This window comes from Streptomyces sp. NPDC054047 (assembly GCF_055585065.1).
In genome coordinates this window covers 630,878-651,873 of record NZ_JBVJKV010000001.1, presented here as the reverse complement: position 1 = coordinate 651,873, position 20,996 = coordinate 630,878, and the positions used below count along the sequence as shown (strand labels likewise).

Sequence of the window (20,996 nt, the reverse complement as noted above, 5' to 3'; positions counted from 1 at the left end):
GGTAGCCTTTCCTCTGTGCCCCGTCTGTCTGAAGTCATCGCCGCCCTCGACGCCCTGTGGCCCGCCGAACTCGCCGAGAGCTGGGACGCGGTCGGCACGGTCTGCGGCGACCCCGAGGCGGAGATCTCCCGGGTCCTCTTCGCCGTCGACCCCGTCCAGGACATCGTCGACGAAGCGGTGAAGCTGGGCGCCCAGCTCCTGGTCACGCACCACCCGCTCTATCTGCGCGGCACGACGACGGTCTCGGCCGCCACCTTCAAGGGCCGCGTCGTCCACGACCTGATCAAGAACGACGTCGCGCTGCACGTCGCGCACACGAACGCGGACCGCGCCGACCCCGGCGTCTCCGACGCCCTCGCGGGCGCGCTCGACCTGCGGGTCGTCCGTCCCCTCGTACCGGACCCGGCCGACGCGCACGCCCGCCGCGGCCTCGGCCGTATCTGCGAGCTCGACCACCCCCTGACGCTCCGCGAACTCGCCGCCCGCGCGGCCGAGCGGCTGCCCGCCACCGCGCAGGGCATCCGGGTCGCGGGCGACCCGGAGCAGCTGATCCGCACGGTCGCGGTCAGCGGCGGCTCCGGCGACAGCCTCTTCGACGACGTACGCGCGTCCGGCGTCGACGCCTTCCTCACCGCGGACCTGCGGCACCACCCGGTGTCCGAGGCCCGCGCACAGACTCCGCTCGCGCTGCTCGACGCCGCGCACTGGGCCACCGAGTGGCCGTGGTGCGAGCTGGCCGCCGCGCAGCTCGATCAGATCTCCGACCGTCACGGATGGGGCCTTCGCGTCCACGTCTCCAAGACGGTCACCGACCCCTGGACCGCCCACGCGGCCTCGAATACCCACACCACAGGAGCCCCCAACTGAACGCCGCGCCCGCCGACCAGATCCGACTCCTCGACATCCAGGCATTCGACGTACGCCTCCAGCAGCTGGCGCACCGGAAGAAGTCCCTGCCCGAGCACGCCGAGATCGAGTCGCTGAACAAGGACCTCGCGCAGCTGCGCGACCTGCTCGTCGCCTCGACGACCGAGGAGAGCGACTGCTCCCGCGAGCAGACCAAGGCGGAGCAGGACGTCGACCAGGTGCGCCAGCGCGCCAACCGTGACCAGCAGCGCCTGGACTCCGGCGCCGTGACGTCCCCCAAGGACCTGGAGAACCTCCAGCGCGAGATCGCCTCGCTCGCCAAGCGCCAGGGCGACCTGGAGGACGTGGTCCTCGAGGTCATGGAGCGCCGCGAGTCCGCCCAGGAGCGGGTCTCCGAGCTGACGGAACGTGTCTCCTCGGTCCAGTCGAAGATCGACGACGCCACGGCCCGCCGTGACGCGGCCTCCGAGGAGATCGACGGCGAGGCCGCCACGGTCACCAAGGAGCGCGAGGTCGTGGCGGGTTCGATCCCGGCCGACCTGCTCAAGCTCTACGACAAGCTCCGGGTCAAGGAGGGCGGCGTCGGCGCGGCCAGGCTCTACCAGCGGCGCTGCGAGGGCTGCCGCATCGAGCTGGACATCACCGGCGTCAACGAGGTGAAGGCGGCGTCCCCCGACACGGTCGTGCGGTGCGAGAACTGCAGCCGCATCCTGGTCCGCACCTCCGAGTCGGGTCTGTAAGCGCCCGTGGCCGTGCGGGAGTTCATCGTCGAGGCCGACGGCGGGTCGCGGGGCAACCCGGGGCCCGCGGGCTACGGCTCGGTCGTCATCGACGCGACCACGGGGGAGACCCTGCGGGAGGTCGCGCAGTACATCGGCGTCGCGACGAACAACGTCGCCGAGTACAAGGGGCTGGTGGCCGGTCTGAAGGCGGCGCACGAACTCGACCCGGCCGCCTCGGTCCACGTCCGCATGGACTCCAAGCTCGTCGTCGAGCAGATGTCGGGCCGCTGGAAGATCAAGCACCCGGACATGAAGCCGCTCGCCGCCGAGGCCGCGCGGATCTACCCGTCGTCCCAGGTGACGTACGAGTGGATCCCGCGCGAGAAGAACAAGCACGCGGACCGTCTCGCCAACGAGGCGATGGACGCGGGCAAGCGGGGCGAGCGGTGGTCGGCGTCGGATTCGACGGCGGAGCTGGACGCGGGCGCCTCGCGGGCGGGCGCGGACGTGCGCTCCGACCCGCCGGGTGACGCCGCCGCGGGTGCGGCCAAGGCGCGGGCGGCGCTGGCCGAACGCCGGGAGTCCGACCCCCTGGCGCTGGCCGACGCGGGCGCCGATGTGCGCGCCGCTGAGAACGTGGCGGCGCAGGCCCCGTCCGTCGGCTGGGCGGCACCGGCCGATCTGGGTGCCCCCGCGACCTTCGTCCTGCTGCGGCACGGCGAGACCGCGCTGACCCCCCAGAAGCGGTTCTCCGGCAGCGGCGGGACCGATCCGTCGCTCTCCGACGTGGGGCGGGGCCAGGCCGAGCGCGCGGCGGCGGCGTTCGCCGCGCGGGGCACGATCCAGGCGATCGTCTCCTCGCCGCTGAAGCGCTGCCAGGAGACCGCGCAGGCCGTCGCGGCCCGCCTCGGTCTCGACGTACGCATCGAGGACGGGCTGCGCGAGACGGACTTCGGGGCCTGGGAGGGCCTCACCTTCGGCGAGGTGCGCGAGCGCCGGCCGGATGAGCTGAACGCATGGCTGGCCTCGCCCGACGCCGCGCCGCCGGGCGGCGAGTCCTTCGCCGCGGTGGCTCAGCGGGTGTCGGCGGCCCGGGAGCGTCTCGTCGCCGAGTACGCGGGCCGCACGGTCCTGCTCGTCACGCACGTCACGCCGATCAAGACGCTGGTGCGCCTTGCGCTGGGCGCGCCGCCGGAGTCCCTGTTCCGGATGGAGCTCTCGGCGGCGTCCGTCTCGGCGGTGGCGTACTACGGGGACGGGAACGCGTCGGTGCGGCTGCTGAACGACACGTCGCACCTGCGGTAGGGCTTGGCGGGGTTCGCGGCGTGCAGTCACCGCGGGTGCGTCGTGGCTGAGCGCGCAGTTCCCCGCGCCCCTTGCGGGGCGCCTATCGCAGTGCTGCTGCCTCGCGGGCCAGGGACTCGACGCGGGTCCAGTCCTTCGCCGCGACCGCATCCGCGGGCAGCATCCAGCTGCCGCCCACGCAGCCGACGTTCTTCAGGGCGAGGTACGACGGAGCGGAGGCGAGGCCGATGCCGCCCGTCGGGCAGAAGCGGGCCTGCGGCAGCGGTCCGCCCAGCGACTTGAGGTAGGCGGTGCCGCCCGCGGCCTCCGCCGGGAAGAACTTCATCTCGTGCACGCCGCGCTCCAGCAGCGCCACGACCTCGGACGTCGTCGAGACGCCCGGCAGGAACGGCACCCCAGACGCCTTCATGGCGGCCAGCAGCGTGTCCGTCCACCCCGGGCTCACCAGGAAGCGGGCCCCGGCGTCGACGGACTCCGCGACGCCCTGGGGCGAGATGACCGTGCCCGCGCCGACCACCGCGTCCGGCACCTCCGCCGCGATGGCCCGGATCGCGTCGAGCGCGGCGGGCGTCCGCAGGGTCACCTCGATCGCGGGCAGTCCGCCCGCGACCAGAGCGCGGGCCAGCGGTACGGCGTCGGCGACGTCCTCCACGACGACTACGGGGACGACGGGGGCGAGATCGAGCACGGAGGCGGAGGCCGCGGCGGAGGGGGAAGTCATGGGTGCATCCTGCCCCGGTGTACGCAGCATGCGCAAAGGGCGTTGCGCATGCTGCAACCGGCGGTTTCGCGGGCCGCGGGATCAGTGGATCTCGCGCACCACCACGTCGAGCGCCCACGCCTTGCCCGCCTTGGCGGGGGCCTGCGCCTCCACCACGTGCCCGAGGTCCCGCAGCGCCTCCACCAGCTCGGCCGGGTTCTTCGGCTGGGCACCCGTCTCCAGCAAGGACCGCACGATCCGCCCCTTGGTCGCCTTGTTGAAGTGCGAGACGACGGACCGCTTCTCGACCCCGTCGACCAGCTGCGCGTGCAGCACCCGCACCGTCGCCGTGCGGTCCGCGACCTCGCCCTTCGGCTTCCACGCGGCGGTGTACGCCGACGAACGCAGGTCGAGGACGAGTCCGTCACCGGCGGCCTCGGGCATGGCCGAGGCCATCGGAGTGCGCCAGTAGGCGCCGAGCGCGCCGAGGCCCGGCAGCTTCACGCCCATCGAGCAGCGGTAGGAGGGGATGCGGTCGGTGACGCCGACGGCGCCCCACAGGCCGGAGAAGACGAGGAGCGAGCGGGCCGCGCGGCGCTTGGCGGCGGCGTCCAGGGTGGCGAGGTCGAGGGCGTCGTACAGGACACCGGTGTAGATCTCACCCGCCGGGCGCGCGCCCGCCGTACGGAGCTCGGTGTTCTTCGCGACCTCACCGCGCAGCCCCTCGCTGAGCCCGAGGACGTCACGGGCCTTCTCCTCGTCCGCCACGCAGAGCTCGACCAACTCGTCGAGCACGGCCTGCCGCGCGTCCGCGAGGGCCGGCAGGGAGAGCGACTCCGGCTTCAGGGGAGCGCCGCGGCCGGAGGATGCCTTGCCTTCGGAGGGCGGCAGCAGGACGAGCATGGGTCTCCTTCGGAGGGTGACGAGAGGGGATGCGGCCCCGCGCCAGGGTAATCGCCTCGGGCTCCCCCGCGTCGCCGCAAGACCCCCGGCGGAGCGGGCGACCGGCTGCCGCCCCGCCATGCCGCCCCGCCCCACCCCGCCTACGCTCGACCCATGCCCCGTCGCCATCTCCGTGTGACCACCGCAGCCGAAGCTCCCTTGCGGAGCGCGCTGCGTGAGCTGCGTGTGACGTTGGACGTTCCCGAGGGGTTTTCCGGGGACGTCCTCGCCGATGCCCAGCGCGCCGTCGCCGCTCCGCGGCTTCCCGCGTACGACGCGACCGACATCCCCCTCTTCACCATCGACCCGCCCACCTCCGTCGACCTCGACCAGGCGATGCACCTGTCCCGGCGGGACGGCGGCGGATTCCGGGTGCGATACGCCATCGCCGACGTCGCCGCGTACATCACACCGGGCGCGCCCCTCGACACGGAGGCCCACCGGCGCGTCACCACCCTCTACTTCCCCGACGAGAAGGTGCCGCTGCACCCCACCGTCCTGAGCGAGGGCGCGGCCAGTCTGCTGCCGGGACAGGACTGCCCCGCCGTCCTGTGGACCATCGACCTCGACGCGGAGGGGCGCGCCGTCTCCACCGACGTGCGCCGTGCCCTCGTACGCAGCCGCGCGAAGCTCGACTACGCAGGCGTGCAGCAGGCCATCGACGGCGGCACCGCCGAGGAGGCCCTCGCGCTGCTCGCCGACATCGGGCGGCTGCGTGAGCGGCTTGAGGTCGAGCGGGGCGGCATCTCCCTCAACGTGCCCGAGCAGGAGATCGTCGAGCGGGACGGCGCGTACGAACTCGTGTATCGCGCGCCGCTGCCCGCCGACGGGTGGAACGCCCAGATCTCCCTCCTCACCGGCATGGCCGCCGCCGAGCTGATGATCCAGTCCGGTGCGGGAATCCTGCGGACCCTGCCCACCGCCCCCGACGGCGCCGTCGGCCGGCTCCGGCGCACCGCGAAGGCCCTGGACGTCGACTGGCCGCACCACGTCCCGTACGCCGAGCTCGTCCGCTCCCTCGACCCGCGCCGGCCCCACCACGCCGCGTTCCTCCAGGAGTGCACCACGCTCCTGCGCGGCGCCGGCTACACCGCGTTCAGCGGCGGCCAGGTCCCCGAGCTCACCACGCACGCCGCCGTCGCCGCCCCCTACGCCCACTGCACCGCCCCGCTCCGCCGCCTCGTCGACCGCTACGCCGCCGAGCTGTGCCTGGCGGCGGCGGCCGGGGACGAGCCGCCCCAGTGGGTGCTCGACGCGCTGCCCGAGCTGCCCAAGGAGATGGCGGACGGCACGCGGCGCGGCAACACCGTGGAGCGCGAGTGCGTGGACATCGTCGAGGCGGCGCTGCTCAAGGACCGGGTCGGCGAGCTCTTCGACGCGGTGGTCGTGGACGTCCAGGAGCGTGAACCGGACGTGGGGACCGTGCAGTTGACCACCCCCGCGATCGTCGCCCGCGTCGAGGGCGGCACCGGCGGTCTCCCGCTGGGGGAGCGGCTGCGGGTGCGGCTCACGCAGGCCGAGCCAGGGACGGCGAAGGTCCGGTTCGCGCCTGCCTGAGGGCGCTCAGCAGCCGCTCCGGCTCGTCCGCGTGCAGCCGCACCGTCGTCACCGGGCGCCGCTTGCCGAGGAAACCGACCGCCGTGACGGGCTCCGACAGCTCCAGGGTGAGGGAGGTCTGCGCGCCGACGGGCAGGTCGAGCACCCCGTCGGCGGCCTCGTGCGTGAAGCGCCGCTCACCGCGGACGGCGGCGATCCGCTCCAGTGGTATCAGCAGATCCCGGTGGGCGCCCTGACGTACGCGGAGCGAGTCTTGGGTCAGGACGTGCGGCCGGGTCACGGAGGCGGCCTGGATGCCCAGCATCAGGACGACGGAGTAGACGTCCACGACGAGCACCACCGCATGGACCGCGGGCCAGCTCCGCAGCAGTACGGCCATCCCGATGGTCTCCACGACGCAGACGAAGACGAAGCCGTAGAGCATCGCGGCCTGATCGCGGGCGTGCCCGAACGCCAGGTCCCCCTCCCGCACGCCGTGCCGCCGCCGGCCCACCCACAGCACGAGACTGCCGAGCACCCGCAGCTCGTGCCCGACGATCCTGCGCACCGGCTCCGGCACGACGTCCCTGACCGCCGCGCGCCCGCCCCGCCGGTACACCACGGCGAGCGCCACGCCCTCGACGGCCAGCATGAGGGCGGCGACGGCCTCCACGCCGATGAGTACGTCCGTGGGGAGCGAGGCCCCCGCCGCCAGACAGACGACAAGGACGAGTTCGACGGGTACGACCACCCAGGCGAGCCCCCGCGCCAGCGCCTCCACCCGCAGCGTCTCCACCCGCAGACCCTTCACTGCTCGCCCCGCTCCATGAGCAGCCGCATCCCGCGGCGCACGGCCTCCGCCTGCGCGGGCGCGAAGTCGGCGAAGAAGGCCTCCAGGAAGCGGTCCTGGCCACGGCCGATCCCGTCGGCCACCGCCCGCACGCCCTCCGTGCCCAGCTCAGCGAGGAGGGAGTCGGGCAACGCGTCGGCGAGCGCCCGCGCCGCCTTGTCCACGGCGGCCTCCGTACGCGGGTCGCCGAGGCCGGCGACATCGGGGCCCGCGAGCGCGTCGAGCAGCGCGTACACCTCGTGCGCCCGCTCCACCGCATCGGGAGACGTCAGCGCCGGGCTCATCGCGGCCAGGAGCCTGTCCCGGTCCTCCTGTGGCGCGGTCGTGTCGATCAGGGCGAGCAGCTCCCGGTCCTTCGCGGCCATCGCGGACTCGGGCCCCTCGCGCCCCGCGGTGGAGCGGGCCATCTCGGCGAAGAACGCGCCCAGTTCGGGGGAGACGGGCCCCTCGGCGGACAGCACCCCGCGCTCCGCGTCCCCCAGCAGGACCCGCAGCCGCTCCCGCCGCTCATGGATCGCGGCCTCCTGCCGGGCGAGGTCCGCGTCCAGCTCCGCGAGCACCTCGGCGAGCTCGCGCCCCGCGTCGTCCGCGAGCACGTCCCGCACCTCGGCGAGGCCGAGCCCCAGCTCGGTCAGCCGCCGGATCCGCGCGAGCACGACGGCGTGCCGCAGCCCGTACTCCCGGTAGCCATTGGCCCGCCGCTCGGGCTCGGGCAGCAGCCCGAGGTGGTGATAGTGCCTGATGGCCCGCGTGGTGACGCCGACGATGCCGGCCAGCTCCCCGATCCGCATCCCGCCCCGCCCACCCCGCCCGTTCGGCCCGCTCATCCCGTTCATGAGCCCAGTAGAAACGTTGACGCTGCGACAAGGTCAAGCGAAGCCGACCCGGGACCCGCCGGGCGGGCGAAGCCTGACGGCGGCCCGGGAACGTGTGCCACGGTCGACGGAACAACTCCCGATCTCTTGGACGGCGGATCAAGCGATGTCCCAGTCTGGCGAGCGACCGAGGAAGGGGCGTGACATGACTGCCATGGCACACGAGCCGCTCACGCAGGCAGAGGTCCTCCTGGAAGGCTTCCTCGCGCTGGACACCCCGGAGGGTTACCGGGCGGAGCTGATCGAGGGGGAGATCGTCGTGACGCCGCCGCCGGACGGGGACCACGAGGACTGCATCGGCCTGGTCGTGGAGCAGGTGATCAGGCGTTCCCAGACCGATATGCAGTTCTCCGGGAACAAGGCCTGAAGCCGAAGAGCGGGGGCGCCTGCCCGAAGAACCACGCCGTCCCGGACGGCACATTCGCCCCAAGGGAGCTGCGGCTCTTCCGCGGCGCCGACCCCTGGATGCCCCGTGAAGGCGTCGCCCTGGTCGTCGAGGTCACCTCCACCAAGCCGCAGGCGGACCGCGAGGCCAAGCGCCGCTGCTACGCCCGCGGCGGCATCCCGCTCTACTTGCTCATCGACCGTGAGGGCTCCTCGGTGACGCTGTTCAGAGACCCGGAAGGGGATGACTACCGCCAGCACTGCACGCTCCCCTTCGGCAAGGCGGTGGCCCTGCCCGAACCGTTCGGCTTCGAGCTGGAGACCGCGGAGTTCGACTGAGGGCCGTCGGCCGGGCAGTTCGTCGACGCCCCCGCGTGGCAACGCCCTCCCGCGCGGCATAGAAGAGTGGCGCGCGGGCGTTGCACCCCTGAGAGCGGTGACGAGGGGGAGCGGCATGGACGGTGGGACAGTGCACGGCGGCCATACGTACACGGCGGCGCACGGCGGCCATACGCACGCGGCACCGCACGGCGGCCACACGCACACGGCTTCGTCCGGCGGCAGCCGGGAGCACGCGGTCTGGACCCGTGCCCGGCTCGAACCGTGCGCGCCGCCCCTCGATCTCCTCACCGCCCGCTTCGACCAGCACCGATACGCCCCGCACTACCACGAGGAGTTCACCGTCGGCGTCTGCGTCGGCGGCTCCGAGGTCATCGACTACCGGGGCGGACGCCTCGACGTGGGGCCCGGAAGCATCGTCGTACTCGCCCCCGGCGAAGTGCACACCGGCGGCCCCGGCCGTCAGGGCGGATACGCCTACCGTGCGATGTACCCGGCGCCCCACCTCCTCGCCGAGGGCACCCTGACCGCACCGCACTTCGGCGACCCCGTCCTGCACGACCCCGAACTGGCCGCGGCCCTGCGCACCGCGCACACCGAACTCAGCGGCAGCCCTGGCCCGTCGGACCCGCTGGAGGCCGAGTCACGCCTCCCCTGGCTGCTCACCGCCCTCGCCCGCAGACACGGCACCGCCCGGCTCCTGTGCGACACCGTGCCCGGCGCCGACCGCATCGCCCGCGCCGTACGCGACCGCCTCGCGGACGAACTCCTCGCCCCGCCCTCCCTCGCCGAACTGGCCGCCCCCCTGGGCCTGTCCCGCTACCAACTCCTGCGCGCCTTCCGTACGTCGACGGGGATGCCGCCCTACGCCTGGCTCGCCCAGCATCGCGTGACCCGGGCCCGCGCGCTCCTCGAAGCGGGGCTGCGGCCCGCGCAGGCGGCGTCCCTGGTGGGCTTCGCCGACCAGGCGCACCTGACGCGCTGGTTCCGCCGGGTCCTCGGGGTGACCCCGGCGGCGTACCGCACCAGCGTTCGAGGCAGCCGCAACAGCGTTCAAGACGGCGGGCGCCCAGCGGCCTGAAACTGCCCGCATGACTGCACGCGGCTGGTTCCTCTTCTCCCTCATGGGCGTCCTCTGGGGCATCCCGTACCTGATGATCAAAGTGGCGGTCGAAGACCTCTCGCCCTCGATGGTGGTCTTCACCCGCTGCGCGCTCGGCGCCGCACTGCTGCTGCCGTTCGCCCTGCGGCAAGGGGGACTGACCCGCGTCCTGCGCACCCACTGGAAACCGATGCTGGCCTTCGCCTGCATCGAGATCCTGGGCCCCTGGTGGACCCTGACGGACGCCGAGCGCCGCCTCTCCAGCTCCACGGCAGGCCTGCTGATCGCCGCCGTACCGATCATCGGCGCCCTCCTGGCCCGCTTCTTCGGCGACACGGAGCGCCTCGGCGCGCGCCGCCTCACGGGCCTGGGGCTCGGCCTCGGCGGCGTGGCCGTCCTCACGGTCCCGCACCTCACGGGCGGCGACGCCTGGTCCCTGACGGAGGTCCTGCTCACGGCCCTCGGCTACGCGATCGCCCCCCTGATAGTGGCCCGCCACCTCAAAACGGTCCCCACGCTCCAACTCATCGCCCCCTGCCTGGCCTTGGCGGCGCTGGTCTACGCCGTGCCGGCCGCGATGACCTGGCCTTCCACCGTCCCGGACGCCCGGACCCTGGCGTCCCTCGCGGGCCTCGGCGTCATCTGCACGGCCCTGGCCTTCGTCGTCTTCCTGGAACTGATCCGGGAGGCGGGCCCGACCCGCGCGGTCGTCTTCACCTACGTGAACCCGGCGGTGGCGGTGGCGGCGGGCGTCACGTTCCTCTCCGAGCCCTTCACGGCGGGCATCGCGGCGGCCTTCACCCTCATCCTGGCGGGCTCGTTCCTGGCGACGGCGGGATCCTCGGGCCGGGAGCCGGGGTCGCGGCGGGTAGCATGGTCGACACGGCAGACGAGCCGGGCGGACGGCCGCGTGAAGCTTCCCTCACCAGGGGCTCTTCCCGAGGAACGTCCGGGCTCCACAGGGCAAGGTGGTGGCTAACGGCCACCCGGGGTGACCCGCGGGACAGTGCCACAGAAAACAGACCGCCGGAGGCTTCGGCCCCCGGTAAGGGTGAAACGGTGGTGTAAGAGACCACCAGCGCCTGAGGTGACTCAGGCGGCTAGGTAAACCCCACCTGGAGCAAGGTCAAAAGGAGCCACTTCGGTGGCTCTGCGCGGACGACCGAGGGCTGCCCGCCCGAGTCCGCGGGTAGACCGCACGAGGCCCGCAGCAATGCGGGTCCTAGATGGATGGCCGTCTCCCCGGCCGCCGCGAGGCGACCGGGCGACAGAACCCGGCGTACAGCCCGACTCGTCTGCCGCTTCTCCCTTCCCGGCTCCCACCGGGGACTCCTCTTTCGGGCCCGCCGCGCCTAGGCCCCCCGCGCCTCAGAACACCGAAAGCCCCGTGAGCGTCGTGAACCGGTCCAGCGCCGCAACGCCCGACACCGAGTTGCCCCGTTCGTCCAGGCCGGGGCTCCAGACGCAGAGCGTGCAGTGGCCGGGGACGACGGCGATGATGCCGCCGCCGACGCCGCTCTTGCCGGGCAGGCCCACGCGGTAGGCGAATTCGCCCGCCGCGTCGTACGTGCCGCAGGTGAGCATGATGGCGTTGACCTGCTTGGCCTGGCTGCCGCTGAGCAGGCGGGTGCCGTCGGCGCGGATGCCGTGGCGGGCGAGGAAACCGGTGGCCAGGGCGAGGTCGGCGCAGGACGCCTCGACGGAGCACTGGCGGAAGTACTGGTTCAGGAGGACGGGGACCGGGTTGCCGATGTTTCCGTACGACGCCATGAAGTGGCCGAGCGCTGCGTTGCGGTCCCCGTGCGCGGACTCCGACGCGGCGACGGCCTCGTTGATGGCGAGCCCGTCGTTGCCGCTCTCCGCGCGCAGGAAGTCGAGCAGCGCGGCGGCCGCGTCGCCGGTCTGCGTCTGGAGGCGGTCCGTCACGACCAGCGCGCCCGCGTTGATGAAGGGATTGCGCGGGATGCCGTTCTCGTACTCCAGCTGTACGAGCGAGTTGAAGGGGTTGCCGGACGGCTCGCGGCCCACGTGTTCCCACAGGGCGTCACCCTCGCGCGCCAGGTCGAGCGCGAGGGTGAAGACCTTGGTGATGGACTGCGCGGAGAAGGGCTGGCGCCAGTCGCCCACCCCGTACACCGTGCCGTCCGGCTCGGCGACGGCCATGCCGAACCGGCGCGGGTCGCACGCGGCGAGCGCCGGGATGTAGTCGGCGGGTCTGCCGCGTTCCGGTGTGTTCTCCATCTCGGCCGCGATGCGGTCGAGGACCGGCTGGAAGGTCGGGGACGGCGTCTTCATGATCGCCATTCTGGACTGTCGTGGGCCGGGGCGGTCGGGCGGCGCGGGGGCTCAGGCGCGCTGTGAGCCCGCGAGGACCTCGGGGCGGAGCAGCTCCGCCAGGCGTTCGGCGGGCAACAGGCCCTTCTCCAGGACGAGTTCCGCCACGCCGCGTCCCGTGGCGAGTGCCTCCTTGGCGATGGCGGTGGCCGCCTCGTACCCGATGTGGGGGTTGAGCGCGGTGACCAGGCCGATGGAGTTCTCGACCGCCGCGCGAAGGGAGTCGGTGTTGGCCGTGATTCCGGCTACGCACCGCTCGGCGAGCGTCAGGCAGGCGGCGCGCAGATGCGTGAGGCTCTCGGACAGGGAGTGCAGGATGATCGGCTCGAACGCGTTCAGCTGGAGCTGGCCCGCCTCCGCCGCCATGGTGATCGTGACGTCGTTGCCGATCACCTCGAAGGCGACCTGGTTGACCACCTCGGGGATCACCGGGTTCACCTTGCCCGGCATGATGCTCGAACCGGCCTGCACCGGCGGCAGGTTGATCTCGTTCAGGCCCGCGCGCGGCCCGGACGACAGGAGGCGCAGGTCGTTGCAGCTCTTGGAGAGCTTCACCGCGATCCGCTTGAGGACCCCGGACATCTGGACGAAGGCCCCGCAGTCCTGGGTGGCCTCGACCAGGTTCGCCGCCGTCACCAGCGGAAGACCGGTGATGTCCGAGAGGTGCCTGCGCGCCGCTTCGGCGTAGCCCGCGGGCGCGTTGAGTCCCGTGCCGATCGCCGTCGCGCCCAGGTTGATCTCGTGGATCAGTTCGACGGCCTCGGCGAGCCGGCTGCGGTCCTCGTCGAGCATCACCGCGTACGCCGAGAACTCCTGGCCGAGCGTCATCGGCACGGCGTCCTGCAGCTGCGTGCGCCCCATCTTCAGGACGTCGCGGAACTCGACCGCCTTGGCCGCGAAGGCGTCCTGGAGCACGGCCATCGCCTCCAGGAGCTCGCGCACCGCGAAGACCGTGCCGATCTTGACGGCCGTCGGATAGACGTCGTTGGTCGACTGCCCGAGGTTGACGTCCTCGTTCGGGTGCAGGAACTCGTAGGCGCCCTTGGCGTGGCCGAGCAGCTCAAGGGCGCGGTTGGCGACGACCTCGTTGGCGTTCATGTTCGTCGAGGTGCCGGCCCCGCCCTGGATGACGTCCACCACGAACTGGTCGTGCAGCTTGCCCTCGCGGATCTCCCGGCAGGCCTCGACGACGGCCGCCGCCTTGCGGGGCTCAAGCAGGCCGAGCTCCTCGTTGGCGAGCGCGGCGGCCTCCTTGACCGCGGCGAGCGCCTTGATGAGGTGCGGGTAGGTGGAGATCGGGGTCCCCGTGATGGGGAAGTTCTCCTTGGCGCGCAGGGAGTGGACACCCCAGTACGCCTCGGCGGGGATGTCACGGTGGCCGAGCAGGTCGTGCTCGCTGCGGACGGTCATGGTGGTGCGGCTTCCTTCTGGGTTGCGCGAGTTGGGCGAGTTGGGCGAGTTGGGCGTGAGGGGCGTGAGGGGCGGATGTGTCAGACGGACGCCGACGTGATCGGCTCAAGCGCCCGCGCCGGACGGATGGAGCCGACCACCTCCCCGCCCCCGAGCAGCGGCGCGTCGCCGAACCCGGCGAGCGCGGCCGGATCGACCCCGCAGCGCGCGAGCGCCGCCGCGGTCACCGGCAGGCGCGCCCGGTCCGACCCGTCGGAGATCTTCACGGCGACGGCCCGGCCGTCCGGCAGCGCCGCGACCTGCACCCCTTCGAAGCCGTCCTTGGCGAGCAGCCCCGGCACGGCCCGCATCAGGGCGGCGACGTCGCGGCCGGAGCCCGACGCCATCTCGGCGTGCTCGCGCATCGCGTCGGCCACCCGCGCCTCGGGGGTGCCGGGCGGCGCCGTGGTGATCCTGGCCGCGGCGCGTGCGAGGCCGTGCAGGGAGACGGAGAACAGAGGTGCGCCGCAGCCGTCGACCGTCACCCGGGCGACGGCCTGCCCGGTGAGCTCCTCGACGGTCCTCGCGATCGCCCGCTGGAGCGGATGGGCGGGATCGAGGCAGTCGTCGAGCGACCAGCCGTTCAGCCGCGCCGTGTACAGCATCGCCGCATGCTTGCCCGAGCAGTTCTGCGCGAGCCGTGACGGCAGCCGTCCTGCGCGGATCCAGTCCTCCCGCACGACCGGGTCGAAGGGCAGGTCGGCGACATTGCGCAGGTCGTCCTCGACGAGCCCGGCCAGCTCCAGGATTCGCCGTGCACCGGCGAGATGCCGCTCCTCGCCGGAGTGGCTCGCCGCGGTCAGCGCGAGCAGTTCGCCGTCGAGCGGGAGCCCGGCCCGCAGCAGCGCCACGGCCTGCACCGGCTTGATCGCCGAGCGCGGGTAGAACGCCGCCTCGATGTCACCGATCTGCAGCTCCACGCTCCCGTCGGCGGCCAGCACGACCACCGACCCGTAGTGGATGCCCTCGATGACACCGCCGCGTACGAGACGGGCGACGGGCGCGTGCAGAGGTTCCCGCACCGCGGGCGCATCGGCGAGTGAACTCCCGTATGAACGCCCGCATGAACCCCCGTATGAACTCCCGTACGCAGGAGTGGTGTCGAGGGTGTTCACGCGTCCGCTCCGGACTTCCGTACGGCCGAGACCCGGCCGCGTACGCAGTACCACCCGGCCACCAGCGCCGCCGCGATCAGCGGCAGGCACAGCACGGTCGTGCGTCCGGCGCCCCCGTCGGCGTACATCAGGACCAGCACGGCGGCGAGGAAGAAGAGGGTGACGAGCTGGGTCCAGGGCGAGCCCGGCAGGCGGTAGCCGGGGCGCTCGATGACGCCCTCCTGCGTCTTCCGCCAGAACCGCAGATGGCAGAGCATGATCATGCCCCAGGTGGCGAGGATGCCGAGGGCCGCGAAGTTCAGGACGATCTCGAACGCGTCGGCGGGGACCACGAAGTTGAGCCCGACGCCGAGCACGCAGATGCCGCTGGTCAGCAGGATTCCGCCGTACGGGACCTGGCTGCGGCTCATGACCCCGGTGAACCGGGGCGCGGAGCCGGACATCGCCATGGAGCGCAGGATGCGGCCGGTGGAGTAGAGGCCGGAGTTCAGCGACGACATGGCCGCGGTGAGCACCACGAGGTTCATCACGCCGCCGGCCGCCGGGATGCCGATGTTGGAGAGCACGGTGACGAAGGGGCTCTCGCCGGAGGTGTACTTGTTCCAGGGCAGCAGCATCGAGAGCAGCAGCACGGAGCCGACGTAGAAGAGGCCGACGCGCCACATGATGGAGTTGATGGCCTTCGGCATGATCTTCTCGGGGTTCTCGGTCTCGCCCGCCGCGACGCCGACCAGCTCGACGGAGGCGTAGGCGAAGACGACGCCCTGGATGATCAGGAGCATCGGCAGCAGGCCGCTCGGGAAGATGCCGCCGTTGTCGGAGATCAGGGACGGGCCCGGGGTGTGGCCGTCCACGGGGTTCTGGGTGACGAGCAGGAAGATCCCGATCAGCATGAAGATCACCAGCGCGCTGACCTTGATGATCGCGAACCAGAACTCCAGCTCCCCGAAGATCTTCACGGAGATGAGGTTGACCGTGAGGACGACGGCGAGCGCGATCAGGGCGATCACCCACTGCGGGATGTCGGAGAACATGCCCCAGTAGTGGGTGTAGGTGGCGACCGCGGTGATGTCGGCGATCCCGGTGGTCGCCCAGTTCAGGAAGTACATCCAGCCCGCGGTGTAGGCGCCCTTCTCGCCGAGGAACTCCCTGGCGTACGAGACGAAGGCGCCGGACGAGGGCCGGTACAGGACGAGTTCGCCAAGGGCCCGCACGACCAGGAAGGCGAAGGCGCCGCAGACGGCATACGCGATGAACAGCGAGGGACCGGCCTCGGCGAGACGGCCGCCGGCCCCGAGGAAGAGCCCCGTGCCGATCGCGCCGCCGATGGCGATCATGTTGACGTGCCGGGACTTCAGGGACTTGCTGTACCCCGCGTCCCCGGCATCGACGTGACCTGCCGGTTTCCGTATGCGCGACGAGTCTTCGAGGGACTGCTCTTCGAGGGACTGTTCGCTCACGCCTGATGTCCGCCTTCCGGTGGGGCGTCCGTGCGCTCGGGGCGCACGATCGCGGTGAGGGTCGTCTCGACGCGGTCGAGGTGGTGCGCCATGGCCTGGGTCGCGTCGTGCGAGCTGCCGTCGACGAGCGCCTCGACGATCGCGCGGTGCTCGCGGTTGGACTGCTCGCGGCGGTCGCCGAGTTCGTTGAGGAACGCGGACTGGCGGGCCAGCGCGTCCCGGATCTCCTCGATCACGCGGCGGAAGACCGGGTTCTGGGCGGCCTGCGCGACGGCGAGGTGGAAGAGCGTGTCCATGGCCACCCATGCGGTGGTGTCGGTCTCGCGCTCCATCCGCTCCAGGAGGTGGGCGAGGTGGTCGAGATCCTCGGGCGTACGGCGCGCTGCCGCGTAGCCCGTCATCGGGATCTCGACGTGCCGCCGGACCTCCAGGAGGTCGCTGGCCGCGTAGTCGCCGAAGGTGGGGTCCTCGACCGTCCCGTTCGACAGGACGAAGGTGCCCTTGCCGGTCCGGGAGACGGTGAGGCCCATGGTCTGCAGGGCCCGCAGCGCCTCCCGCAGCACGGGCCTGCTGACCTCCAGGCGACGGCAGAGCTCCGCCTCGGAGGGGAGTTTGTCGCCTACGGCGTAGTCGCCGCGCTCGATGGCGCTGCGCAGGTGACCGAGTACCGCTTCCATGGCGCTGACGCGCCGCGGCACCGGGTCACCTGTCTGGCTGTCTGACAGGTTCACGGGGGTGATCCTGCGGGGGGACGGGAGGGACTGTCAAGGGTGGAGGGAAGGGTGAGGGCAGTGGGGGAGCCGGGCCGGGAGCGGCTGAAATTGGCCGTAGCATGTCAAAAATCATGGAAGGGTGCCTTGCCGCCCCGCGGGGCCCGTGCCTCAATGGGCAACGGTTCCGGATACTGACTGACCGTCAGTTCCGGGGCTCAATTCCCCCCGCAATCCCCCCACTTGAAGGCAGGACACCCTTATGAGGCATGGAAATCGCGCAATCGGCGGGCCGGACAGATTCGGCGTCCGCAGGCTCGGCGCGGGGTCGGCGCTCGGCGTCGGTCTGGTCGCCCTGGGGGCGATGGTGATGGCGCCCGCCGCCACCGCCGCCACCGCCGTGACCCCGGACACCGCGACCATCTCGTTCGACTGCGGGACCTGGGGCTCGGGCACGGCGACGCTCAAGGCCACCCAGGACGGGACCGCCGCGACCATCAGCGTCTCCACGTCGGCGATCAGCGCCCCCATCGACATCGCCGCGAACTCGGTCGCTTCCACGCTCACGCTCACCAAGAACGGCTCGGACACCGCGACCTTCACCGGCAGCTCCAACCCGGCCATCCCCGCCGGCGGCGAGGTGTCCACCGGGCCGCTCGACGGGACCGTCGCCATCGGCGACAGCCTGGAGGGCAAGTCCCTCCAGGTCGTGGTCCTCGGGATCACCGTGACCTGCAACGCGACATCGGCACAGGCGCCCGGGCCGTTCGTCTTCTGACGGCCGGCAGGGGCATGTGCTCCGTGTGCGGGCGGTGGCGCTCAGGTCCGAGCGCCACCGCCCGTTCCGCCGGCTCCCCCTGCCAGCGGACGCCAGTACTGGTCCTTGCCCTCGTCCCGTACGACATGGCCCAGACCCTGCAGCGTCTCGGCGAGGTCCCTGACGTCCTGCCCGGCATCGCTCTTCAACGCGATCTTCCGTGCCGCGAGGACCGCTTGGGCCTCGGCGGACAGCCCCGGAACGCCGGGGATCCAGCGCTGGAACAGGGACGCGTGCGGGTCGGCGTCCTGCCACGGGTAGCCGTGCGAGCGGAACGCCTCGGCCAGCGCCGGTGCCGCCGTCTTGTGGACGCCGCGCGTGAACTGGCGTGACGTCTCGTCGAGGACCACCAGCTCCTTGCCGTCGAGGAACACCGCCGAGACACGGGCGCGTCCGATGGTCCGCGTCCGCTCGTGCAGCTCGGCCGCCAGCTCCTGGTCGGTCAGCTTCAGCTTCAGGGTCTCGACCGTCTCCGTGACGGCGACGAGGAACCCGGCCACCAGGCCGACGACCAGGCCCGCGCCCATGGCGACCCCGGTCTGCCACGGCTTGTCCAGCGAGCCGACGAACGTGATGCCGCCGCGCCAGGGCAGCACCGGCGACCGGCTCAGCCACCGGGCCAGGGGCGGCAGGGCGAGGCCGAGCAGCAGGCCGAGGAGCGGCATGCCGATGAGCACGGTCAGCAGGTCGCCGCGCGGGTAACCGAGCACCGTCGTGCGGTCCTTGCGCAGGGAGACGGGGCCGAGGCTCTCTTCGCTGGTCATGTCCTCGACGCTAGGCGGGCACGGGGTCGCGGGGCAGCGGCCGAAAGTCGATGGGCGGCAGACTTCGGTAGGTGGGTCGAGGCTCCGGCGCGTCCGGTCCGGCCGGTCGGCGGGTGTCGAAGCGGCGGGTCGGCGGGTGTCGAAGCGGCGGGTCGGCGGGTGTCGAAGCGGACGGTCGGCGGGTCTCGAAGCGGCGGGTCGGCGGGTCTCGAACCGGACGTCGGCGGGTGTCGAAGCGGACGGTCGGCGGGTCTCGAACCGGACGTCGACGGGTGTCGAAGCGGACGGTCGGCGGGTCTCGAAGCGGCGGGTCGGCGGGTCTCGAACCGGACGTCGACGGGTCTCGAAGCGGCCGGTCGGCATCTCTTGAAGCGGCCGGTCGGCGGCCCTCAAATACGTTGCCGCCGCACCGCCCGCCGCCTACCGTGCCGATCATGCTGCCCACCGTGGACACCGATGAGCAATGGGACGTTGTCGTCCCCGACGAAGCCGTCATGCGGCCCGGCGTCGAGGACCTCTGCGCCAGGCTCGGCCTCGCCGGAGCGCCCCTCGACCGGTTCACGGAGGGGACACAGCCCGTCTACGCCGTCGGCGACGACCTCGTGCTGAAGCTCTTCCCCGGCGCCGCCGCCGACGACGCCCTCGTCGAGGAGCGGGTGTTGAGCCATCTTCAGGGCCGACTGCCCGTCCCCACACCGCGGGTGCACGCGTCGGGGACGTACGAGAACGGCTGGCGCTACGTGCTGATGTCACGGCTGCCCGGCGAGGACCTCGCCGTTGCCTGGCCGCGCATTCCGCGCGCCGACCGGGAGCGCCTGGTCACCGAGGCCGGTGAGGCGCTCGCCGCGCTGCACGCCCTGGACCCCGGGCCGCTCGCCGACGTCCTCGGGCCCGGCGACTGGGGCGACTTCCTCGGCAGGCAGCGCGCCGGTGCCGTACGGCGACAGCGGGAGTGCGGGCTGCCGGAGAGCTGGCTGGAGCAGATCCCCGGCTTCCTGGACTCGGTGCCGCTGCGTGCCGACGCGCCGCGCGTCCTCCTGCACACCGAGTTCATGCGCCAGCATCTGCTGGTCGGCCCCGCAGGTTCCGCAGGCCCCCCAGGTCCCGCAGGCCCGGCGGGGCGGCTCGGCCTCACCGGGCTCTTCGACTTCGAGCCCGCCATGATCGGGGACAGGGCGTACGACTTCGTGGGCGTCGGCCTCTTCGTCACGCGCGCCGAGCCGGGCCTCCTGAGCCGCTTCACGCGGGCCTACGGCCGCACCTTCGAGCCGCGTGAACTCCTCGCCCACACCCTGCTCCACGTCTACAGCAACCTGCCCTGGTACCTGCGGGAGCTGCCCGCCCCGCCGGAGCCGACGCTCGACGCGCTGGCCCAGGCGTGGTTCGGGCACGACCGTCCTCAGCCCACCGGCATCAAGGTCAGATAGGCCAGGCCGAGCACCTCGCGGTAGCCGCGCAGCCAGGTCGCCCGCTGGCGGTCCGCCTTCTCGCGGGTCTCGGCGGCCAGCGGGTGCCCGGGGTGCGTGGCGAGCCACCGCTCCACGTCCGTGCGGTAGCCGGACTCGAACTCCTCCCACTCCTGCGTGCTCGCCGTCTCCACCCACAGGGGGCGGAAGCCCGCGGCGATCGCCGCGTCCACCAGGTCGCCCAGGAAGAGGTGCTCGCCGGCGTGGGCGTCCGGCCACATCCCGGCGAGTTCGGCGGGGGTGGGCGTGCGCTGCCAGAAGCCCTCGCCGAGCACGACGCGGCCACCGGGACCGACCAGGCCGCGCAGTGCGCGCAGGGCCGCTTCGGTGTGGCCGGGCGGCTCCTCGGAGCTCAGCGCGTGGCTCGCGCCCAGGCACAGGACGAGGTCGGCGGGGCCGCGGGTGGTGTCCGTCGCCGACTCCTCGAAGAAGGAGACCCGCTCGGCCAGGCCGCGCTCCTTGGCGAGCGCGCGGCCCCTGTCCAGGTCGTCGGCCGACAGATCGACGCCCACACCGGTGGCGTCCGGAGCGGCTTCGAGGACCCGGAGCAGCAACTCGCCCCAGCCGCAGCCCAGATCGAGGACGGAGCCGGTGCCCGGCGCGACGCGCTCGACGAGGCGTGCGGCCCGCTCCTCGGAGAGCGGGCCGTGGAAGGTGAGCCCGGTGAGGCGGGGCGGCAGGTCAGAGGTGGTGGGTTCGGTCATGGTCGAGGACGCTATCTGGTCAACTCGGCTCCGGAACAACGACTTTCGCGGCGATGCGCCGCGCCACCTCGTCCGGCGGAGTGTCCGTCGTGTCGATCACCTCGGCCGCGCGCCGCAGCCACGGCAGGGCCTCCTGGTAGACGGCGACGTGGTCGAGGCGCCAGGGGGCGATCGCCGGGATGTCCGCCTCGATGCGCCCGGTGAGGGTCCGCGGGTCGGTGTGCAGCACGAAATGCCGTACCGGTACGCCGAGTTCGCCGAGCCCAGCGTTCAACTCCGTCCAGTACTCCTCGACCAGGACCGTCTGCGGGACGACCAGCGTGTCGCCCGTGTACGCGATCAGCTGCCGCGCCGTCTCGACGACGAGGCGCCGCCACGGCGGCCAGTGCTGGAAGTCGGCCTCCTCCTGGAGGGGGCCGAGGACGTGGTGCAGCATGTAGCCCACCTCTTCGGCGTCGAAGAGGCGCGATTCGGGGATCAGGTCGACCAGCTTCTCGGACGTGGTCGTCTTGCCCACGCCGAAACTCCCGTTGATCCAGACAATCATGGGGTCCA

General features: G+C 72.4%; 19 protein-coding genes, 1 other RNA gene and 2 pseudogenes. 10 read left to right on the top strand and 12 right to left on the bottom strand.

Annotated elements, in window-relative coordinates; genetic code table 11:
* Positions 1 to 15: 15 nt before the first annotated feature.
* Genes ACZ6ZP_RS03030 through ACZ6ZP_RS03020 form a run of 3 tightly spaced genes read left to right on the top strand, consistent with a single transcriptional unit; the run spans position 16 to position 2,894 of the window.
* Positions 16 to 867 carry a Nif3-like dinuclear metal center hexameric protein gene (locus tag ACZ6ZP_RS03030; protein ID WP_469405324.1) on the top strand — a complete coding sequence of 284 codons (852 nt, stop codon included), beginning with the start codon at positions 16 to 18 and terminating at the stop codon, positions 865 to 867.
* A complete protein-coding gene (locus ACZ6ZP_RS03025; protein WP_351160675.1) occupies positions 864 to 1,607 on the top strand; it encodes a zinc ribbon domain-containing protein in 744 nt (247 codons plus the stop codon). The genes ACZ6ZP_RS03030 and ACZ6ZP_RS03025 overlap by 4 nt, the downstream gene beginning before the upstream one ends.
* 12 nt (positions 1,608 to 1,619) lie before the next feature.
* Positions 1,620 to 2,894: a bifunctional RNase H/acid phosphatase gene (locus ACZ6ZP_RS03020; protein ID WP_361462953.1), complete on the top strand. Its 1,275-nt coding sequence runs from the start codon at positions 1,620 to 1,622 to the stop codon at positions 2,892 to 2,894.
* A gap of 82 nt (positions 2,895 to 2,976) precedes the next feature.
* On the opposite strand, the gene eda is transcribed toward ACZ6ZP_RS03020, so the two are convergent.
* Both eda and yaaA read right to left on the bottom strand, forming a co-directional pair.
* Positions 2,977 to 3,615 (bottom strand): bifunctional 4-hydroxy-2-oxoglutarate aldolase/2-dehydro-3-deoxy-phosphogluconate aldolase, encoded by a 639-nt coding sequence (gene eda / locus ACZ6ZP_RS03015; protein ID WP_361462755.1) that lies wholly within the window; start codon positions 3,613 to 3,615, stop codon positions 2,977 to 2,979.
* An 81-nt stretch (positions 3,616 to 3,696) separates the two neighbouring features.
* On the bottom strand, positions 3,697 to 4,497 hold the full coding sequence (gene yaaA, locus ACZ6ZP_RS03010; protein WP_351159833.1) for a peroxide stress protein YaaA: 801 nt from the start codon (positions 4,495 to 4,497) through the stop codon (positions 3,697 to 3,699).
* Between the two features lie 153 nt (positions 4,498 to 4,650).
* Here yaaA and ACZ6ZP_RS03005 point away from each other — a divergent pair, with 153 nt between their 5' ends.
* On the top strand, positions 4,651 to 6,093 hold the full coding sequence (locus ACZ6ZP_RS03005; RefSeq protein ID WP_469405322.1) for an RNB domain-containing ribonuclease: 1,443 nt from the start codon (positions 4,651 to 4,653) through the stop codon (positions 6,091 to 6,093).
* Here ACZ6ZP_RS03005 and ACZ6ZP_RS03000 read toward each other — a convergent pair.
* Together ACZ6ZP_RS03000 and ACZ6ZP_RS02995 are read right to left on the bottom strand one after the other, a co-directional pair.
* A complete protein-coding gene (locus ACZ6ZP_RS03000) occupies positions 6,044 to 6,883 on the bottom strand; it encodes a hypothetical protein (RefSeq protein WP_469405321.1) in 840 nt (279 codons plus the stop codon). The two genes, ACZ6ZP_RS03005 and ACZ6ZP_RS03000, sit on opposite strands and share 50 nt — an antisense overlap.
* Positions 6,880 to 7,713: a MerR family transcriptional regulator gene (locus ACZ6ZP_RS02995; protein WP_469405785.1), complete on the bottom strand. Its 834-nt coding sequence runs from the start codon at positions 7,711 to 7,713 to the stop codon at positions 6,880 to 6,882. Before ACZ6ZP_RS02995 ends, ACZ6ZP_RS03000 begins: the two co-directional genes overlap by 4 nt.
* Before the next feature lie 238 nt (positions 7,714 to 7,951).
* Here ACZ6ZP_RS02995 and ACZ6ZP_RS02990 point away from each other — a divergent pair.
* The 4 genes and pseudogenes from ACZ6ZP_RS02990 (at position 7,952) to rnpB (ending at position 10,920) form a co-directional block, all read left to right on the top strand.
* Positions 7,952 to 8,520 (top strand): annotated as a pseudogene (locus ACZ6ZP_RS02990) (Uma2 family endonuclease).
* Positions 8,521 to 8,635: 115 nt separating this feature from the next.
* On the top strand, positions 8,636 to 9,601 hold the full coding sequence (locus tag ACZ6ZP_RS02985) for a helix-turn-helix domain-containing protein (RefSeq protein ID WP_469405319.1): 966 nt from the start codon (positions 8,636 to 8,638) through the stop codon (positions 9,599 to 9,601).
* Between the two features lie 10 nt (positions 9,602 to 9,611).
* A pseudogene (locus tag ACZ6ZP_RS02980) lies at positions 9,612 to 10,391 on the top strand (DMT family transporter); the annotation flags it as partial.
* A 121-nt stretch (positions 10,392 to 10,512) separates the two neighbouring features.
* Positions 10,513 to 10,920, top strand: an RNA gene (gene rnpB / locus ACZ6ZP_RS02975) — RNase P RNA component class A.
* A 70-nt stretch (positions 10,921 to 10,990) separates the two neighbouring features.
* Here rnpB and ACZ6ZP_RS02970 read toward each other — a convergent pair.
* The 5 genes from ACZ6ZP_RS02970 to ACZ6ZP_RS02950 all read right to left on the bottom strand — a co-directional run bounded on the left by ACZ6ZP_RS02970 (position 10,991) and on the right by ACZ6ZP_RS02950 (position 16,711).
* The gene (locus tag ACZ6ZP_RS02970; RefSeq protein ID WP_351159825.1) at positions 10,991 to 11,926 is read right to left on the bottom strand and encodes a glutaminase; all 936 of its coding nucleotides are present in this window, start codon (positions 11,924 to 11,926) and stop codon (positions 10,991 to 10,993) included.
* 42 nt (positions 11,927 to 11,968) lie between these two features.
* Positions 11,969 to 13,366: an aspartate ammonia-lyase gene (gene aspA / locus ACZ6ZP_RS02965; protein WP_351159823.1), complete on the bottom strand. Its 1,398-nt coding sequence runs from the start codon at positions 13,364 to 13,366 to the stop codon at positions 11,969 to 11,971.
* A gap of 80 nt (positions 13,367 to 13,446) precedes the next feature.
* Positions 13,447 to 14,427 carry an asparaginase gene (locus tag ACZ6ZP_RS02960; RefSeq protein ID WP_366462114.1) on the bottom strand — a complete coding sequence of 327 codons (981 nt, stop codon included), beginning with the start codon at positions 14,425 to 14,427 and terminating at the stop codon, positions 13,447 to 13,449.
* Between the two features lie 89 nt (positions 14,428 to 14,516).
* The gene (locus ACZ6ZP_RS02955; protein WP_361462771.1) at positions 14,517 to 15,980 is read right to left on the bottom strand and encodes an amino acid permease; all 1,464 of its coding nucleotides are present in this window, start codon (positions 15,978 to 15,980) and stop codon (positions 14,517 to 14,519) included.
* Positions 15,977 to 16,711 carry a FadR/GntR family transcriptional regulator gene (locus tag ACZ6ZP_RS02950; RefSeq protein WP_469405317.1) on the bottom strand — a complete coding sequence of 245 codons (735 nt, stop codon included), beginning with the start codon at positions 16,709 to 16,711 and terminating at the stop codon, positions 15,977 to 15,979. Before ACZ6ZP_RS02950 ends, ACZ6ZP_RS02955 begins: the two co-directional genes overlap by 4 nt.
* A 241-nt stretch (positions 16,712 to 16,952) precedes the next feature.
* Here ACZ6ZP_RS02950 and ACZ6ZP_RS02945 point away from each other — a divergent pair, with 241 nt between their 5' ends.
* Positions 16,953 to 17,468 (top strand): hypothetical protein, encoded by a 516-nt coding sequence (locus ACZ6ZP_RS02945; RefSeq protein WP_469405316.1) that lies wholly within the window; start codon positions 16,953 to 16,955, stop codon positions 17,466 to 17,468.
* Positions 17,469 to 17,509: 41 nt separating this feature from the next.
* Here the strand turns inward: ACZ6ZP_RS02945 and ACZ6ZP_RS02940 are convergent, their stop codons facing one another.
* Complete coding sequence (locus tag ACZ6ZP_RS02940; RefSeq protein WP_469405314.1) at positions 17,510 to 18,271, bottom strand: YqeB family protein; 762 nt, start codon at positions 18,269 to 18,271, stop codon at positions 17,510 to 17,512.
* Positions 18,272 to 18,705: 434 nt separating this feature from the next.
* Between ACZ6ZP_RS02940 and ACZ6ZP_RS02935 the strand changes: the two genes are divergently transcribed.
* Positions 18,706 to 19,698 carry a phosphotransferase family protein gene (locus tag ACZ6ZP_RS02935; RefSeq protein WP_383818456.1) on the top strand — a complete coding sequence of 331 codons (993 nt, stop codon included), beginning with the start codon at positions 18,706 to 18,708 and terminating at the stop codon, positions 19,696 to 19,698.
* Here ACZ6ZP_RS02935 and ACZ6ZP_RS02930 read toward each other — a convergent pair.
* Together ACZ6ZP_RS02930 and ACZ6ZP_RS02925 are read right to left on the bottom strand one after the other, a co-directional pair.
* Entirely contained in the window at positions 19,671 to 20,441 is a 771-nt protein-coding gene (locus tag ACZ6ZP_RS02930; RefSeq protein WP_469405312.1) for an SAM-dependent methyltransferase, read from the bottom strand. The two genes, ACZ6ZP_RS02935 and ACZ6ZP_RS02930, sit on opposite strands and share 28 nt — an antisense overlap.
* Positions 20,442 to 20,460: 19 nt before the next feature.
* Entirely contained in the window at positions 20,461 to 20,988 is a 528-nt protein-coding gene (locus tag ACZ6ZP_RS02925; protein ID WP_351159802.1) for an AAA family ATPase, read from the bottom strand.
* Positions 20,989 to 20,996 lie beyond the last annotated feature (8 nt).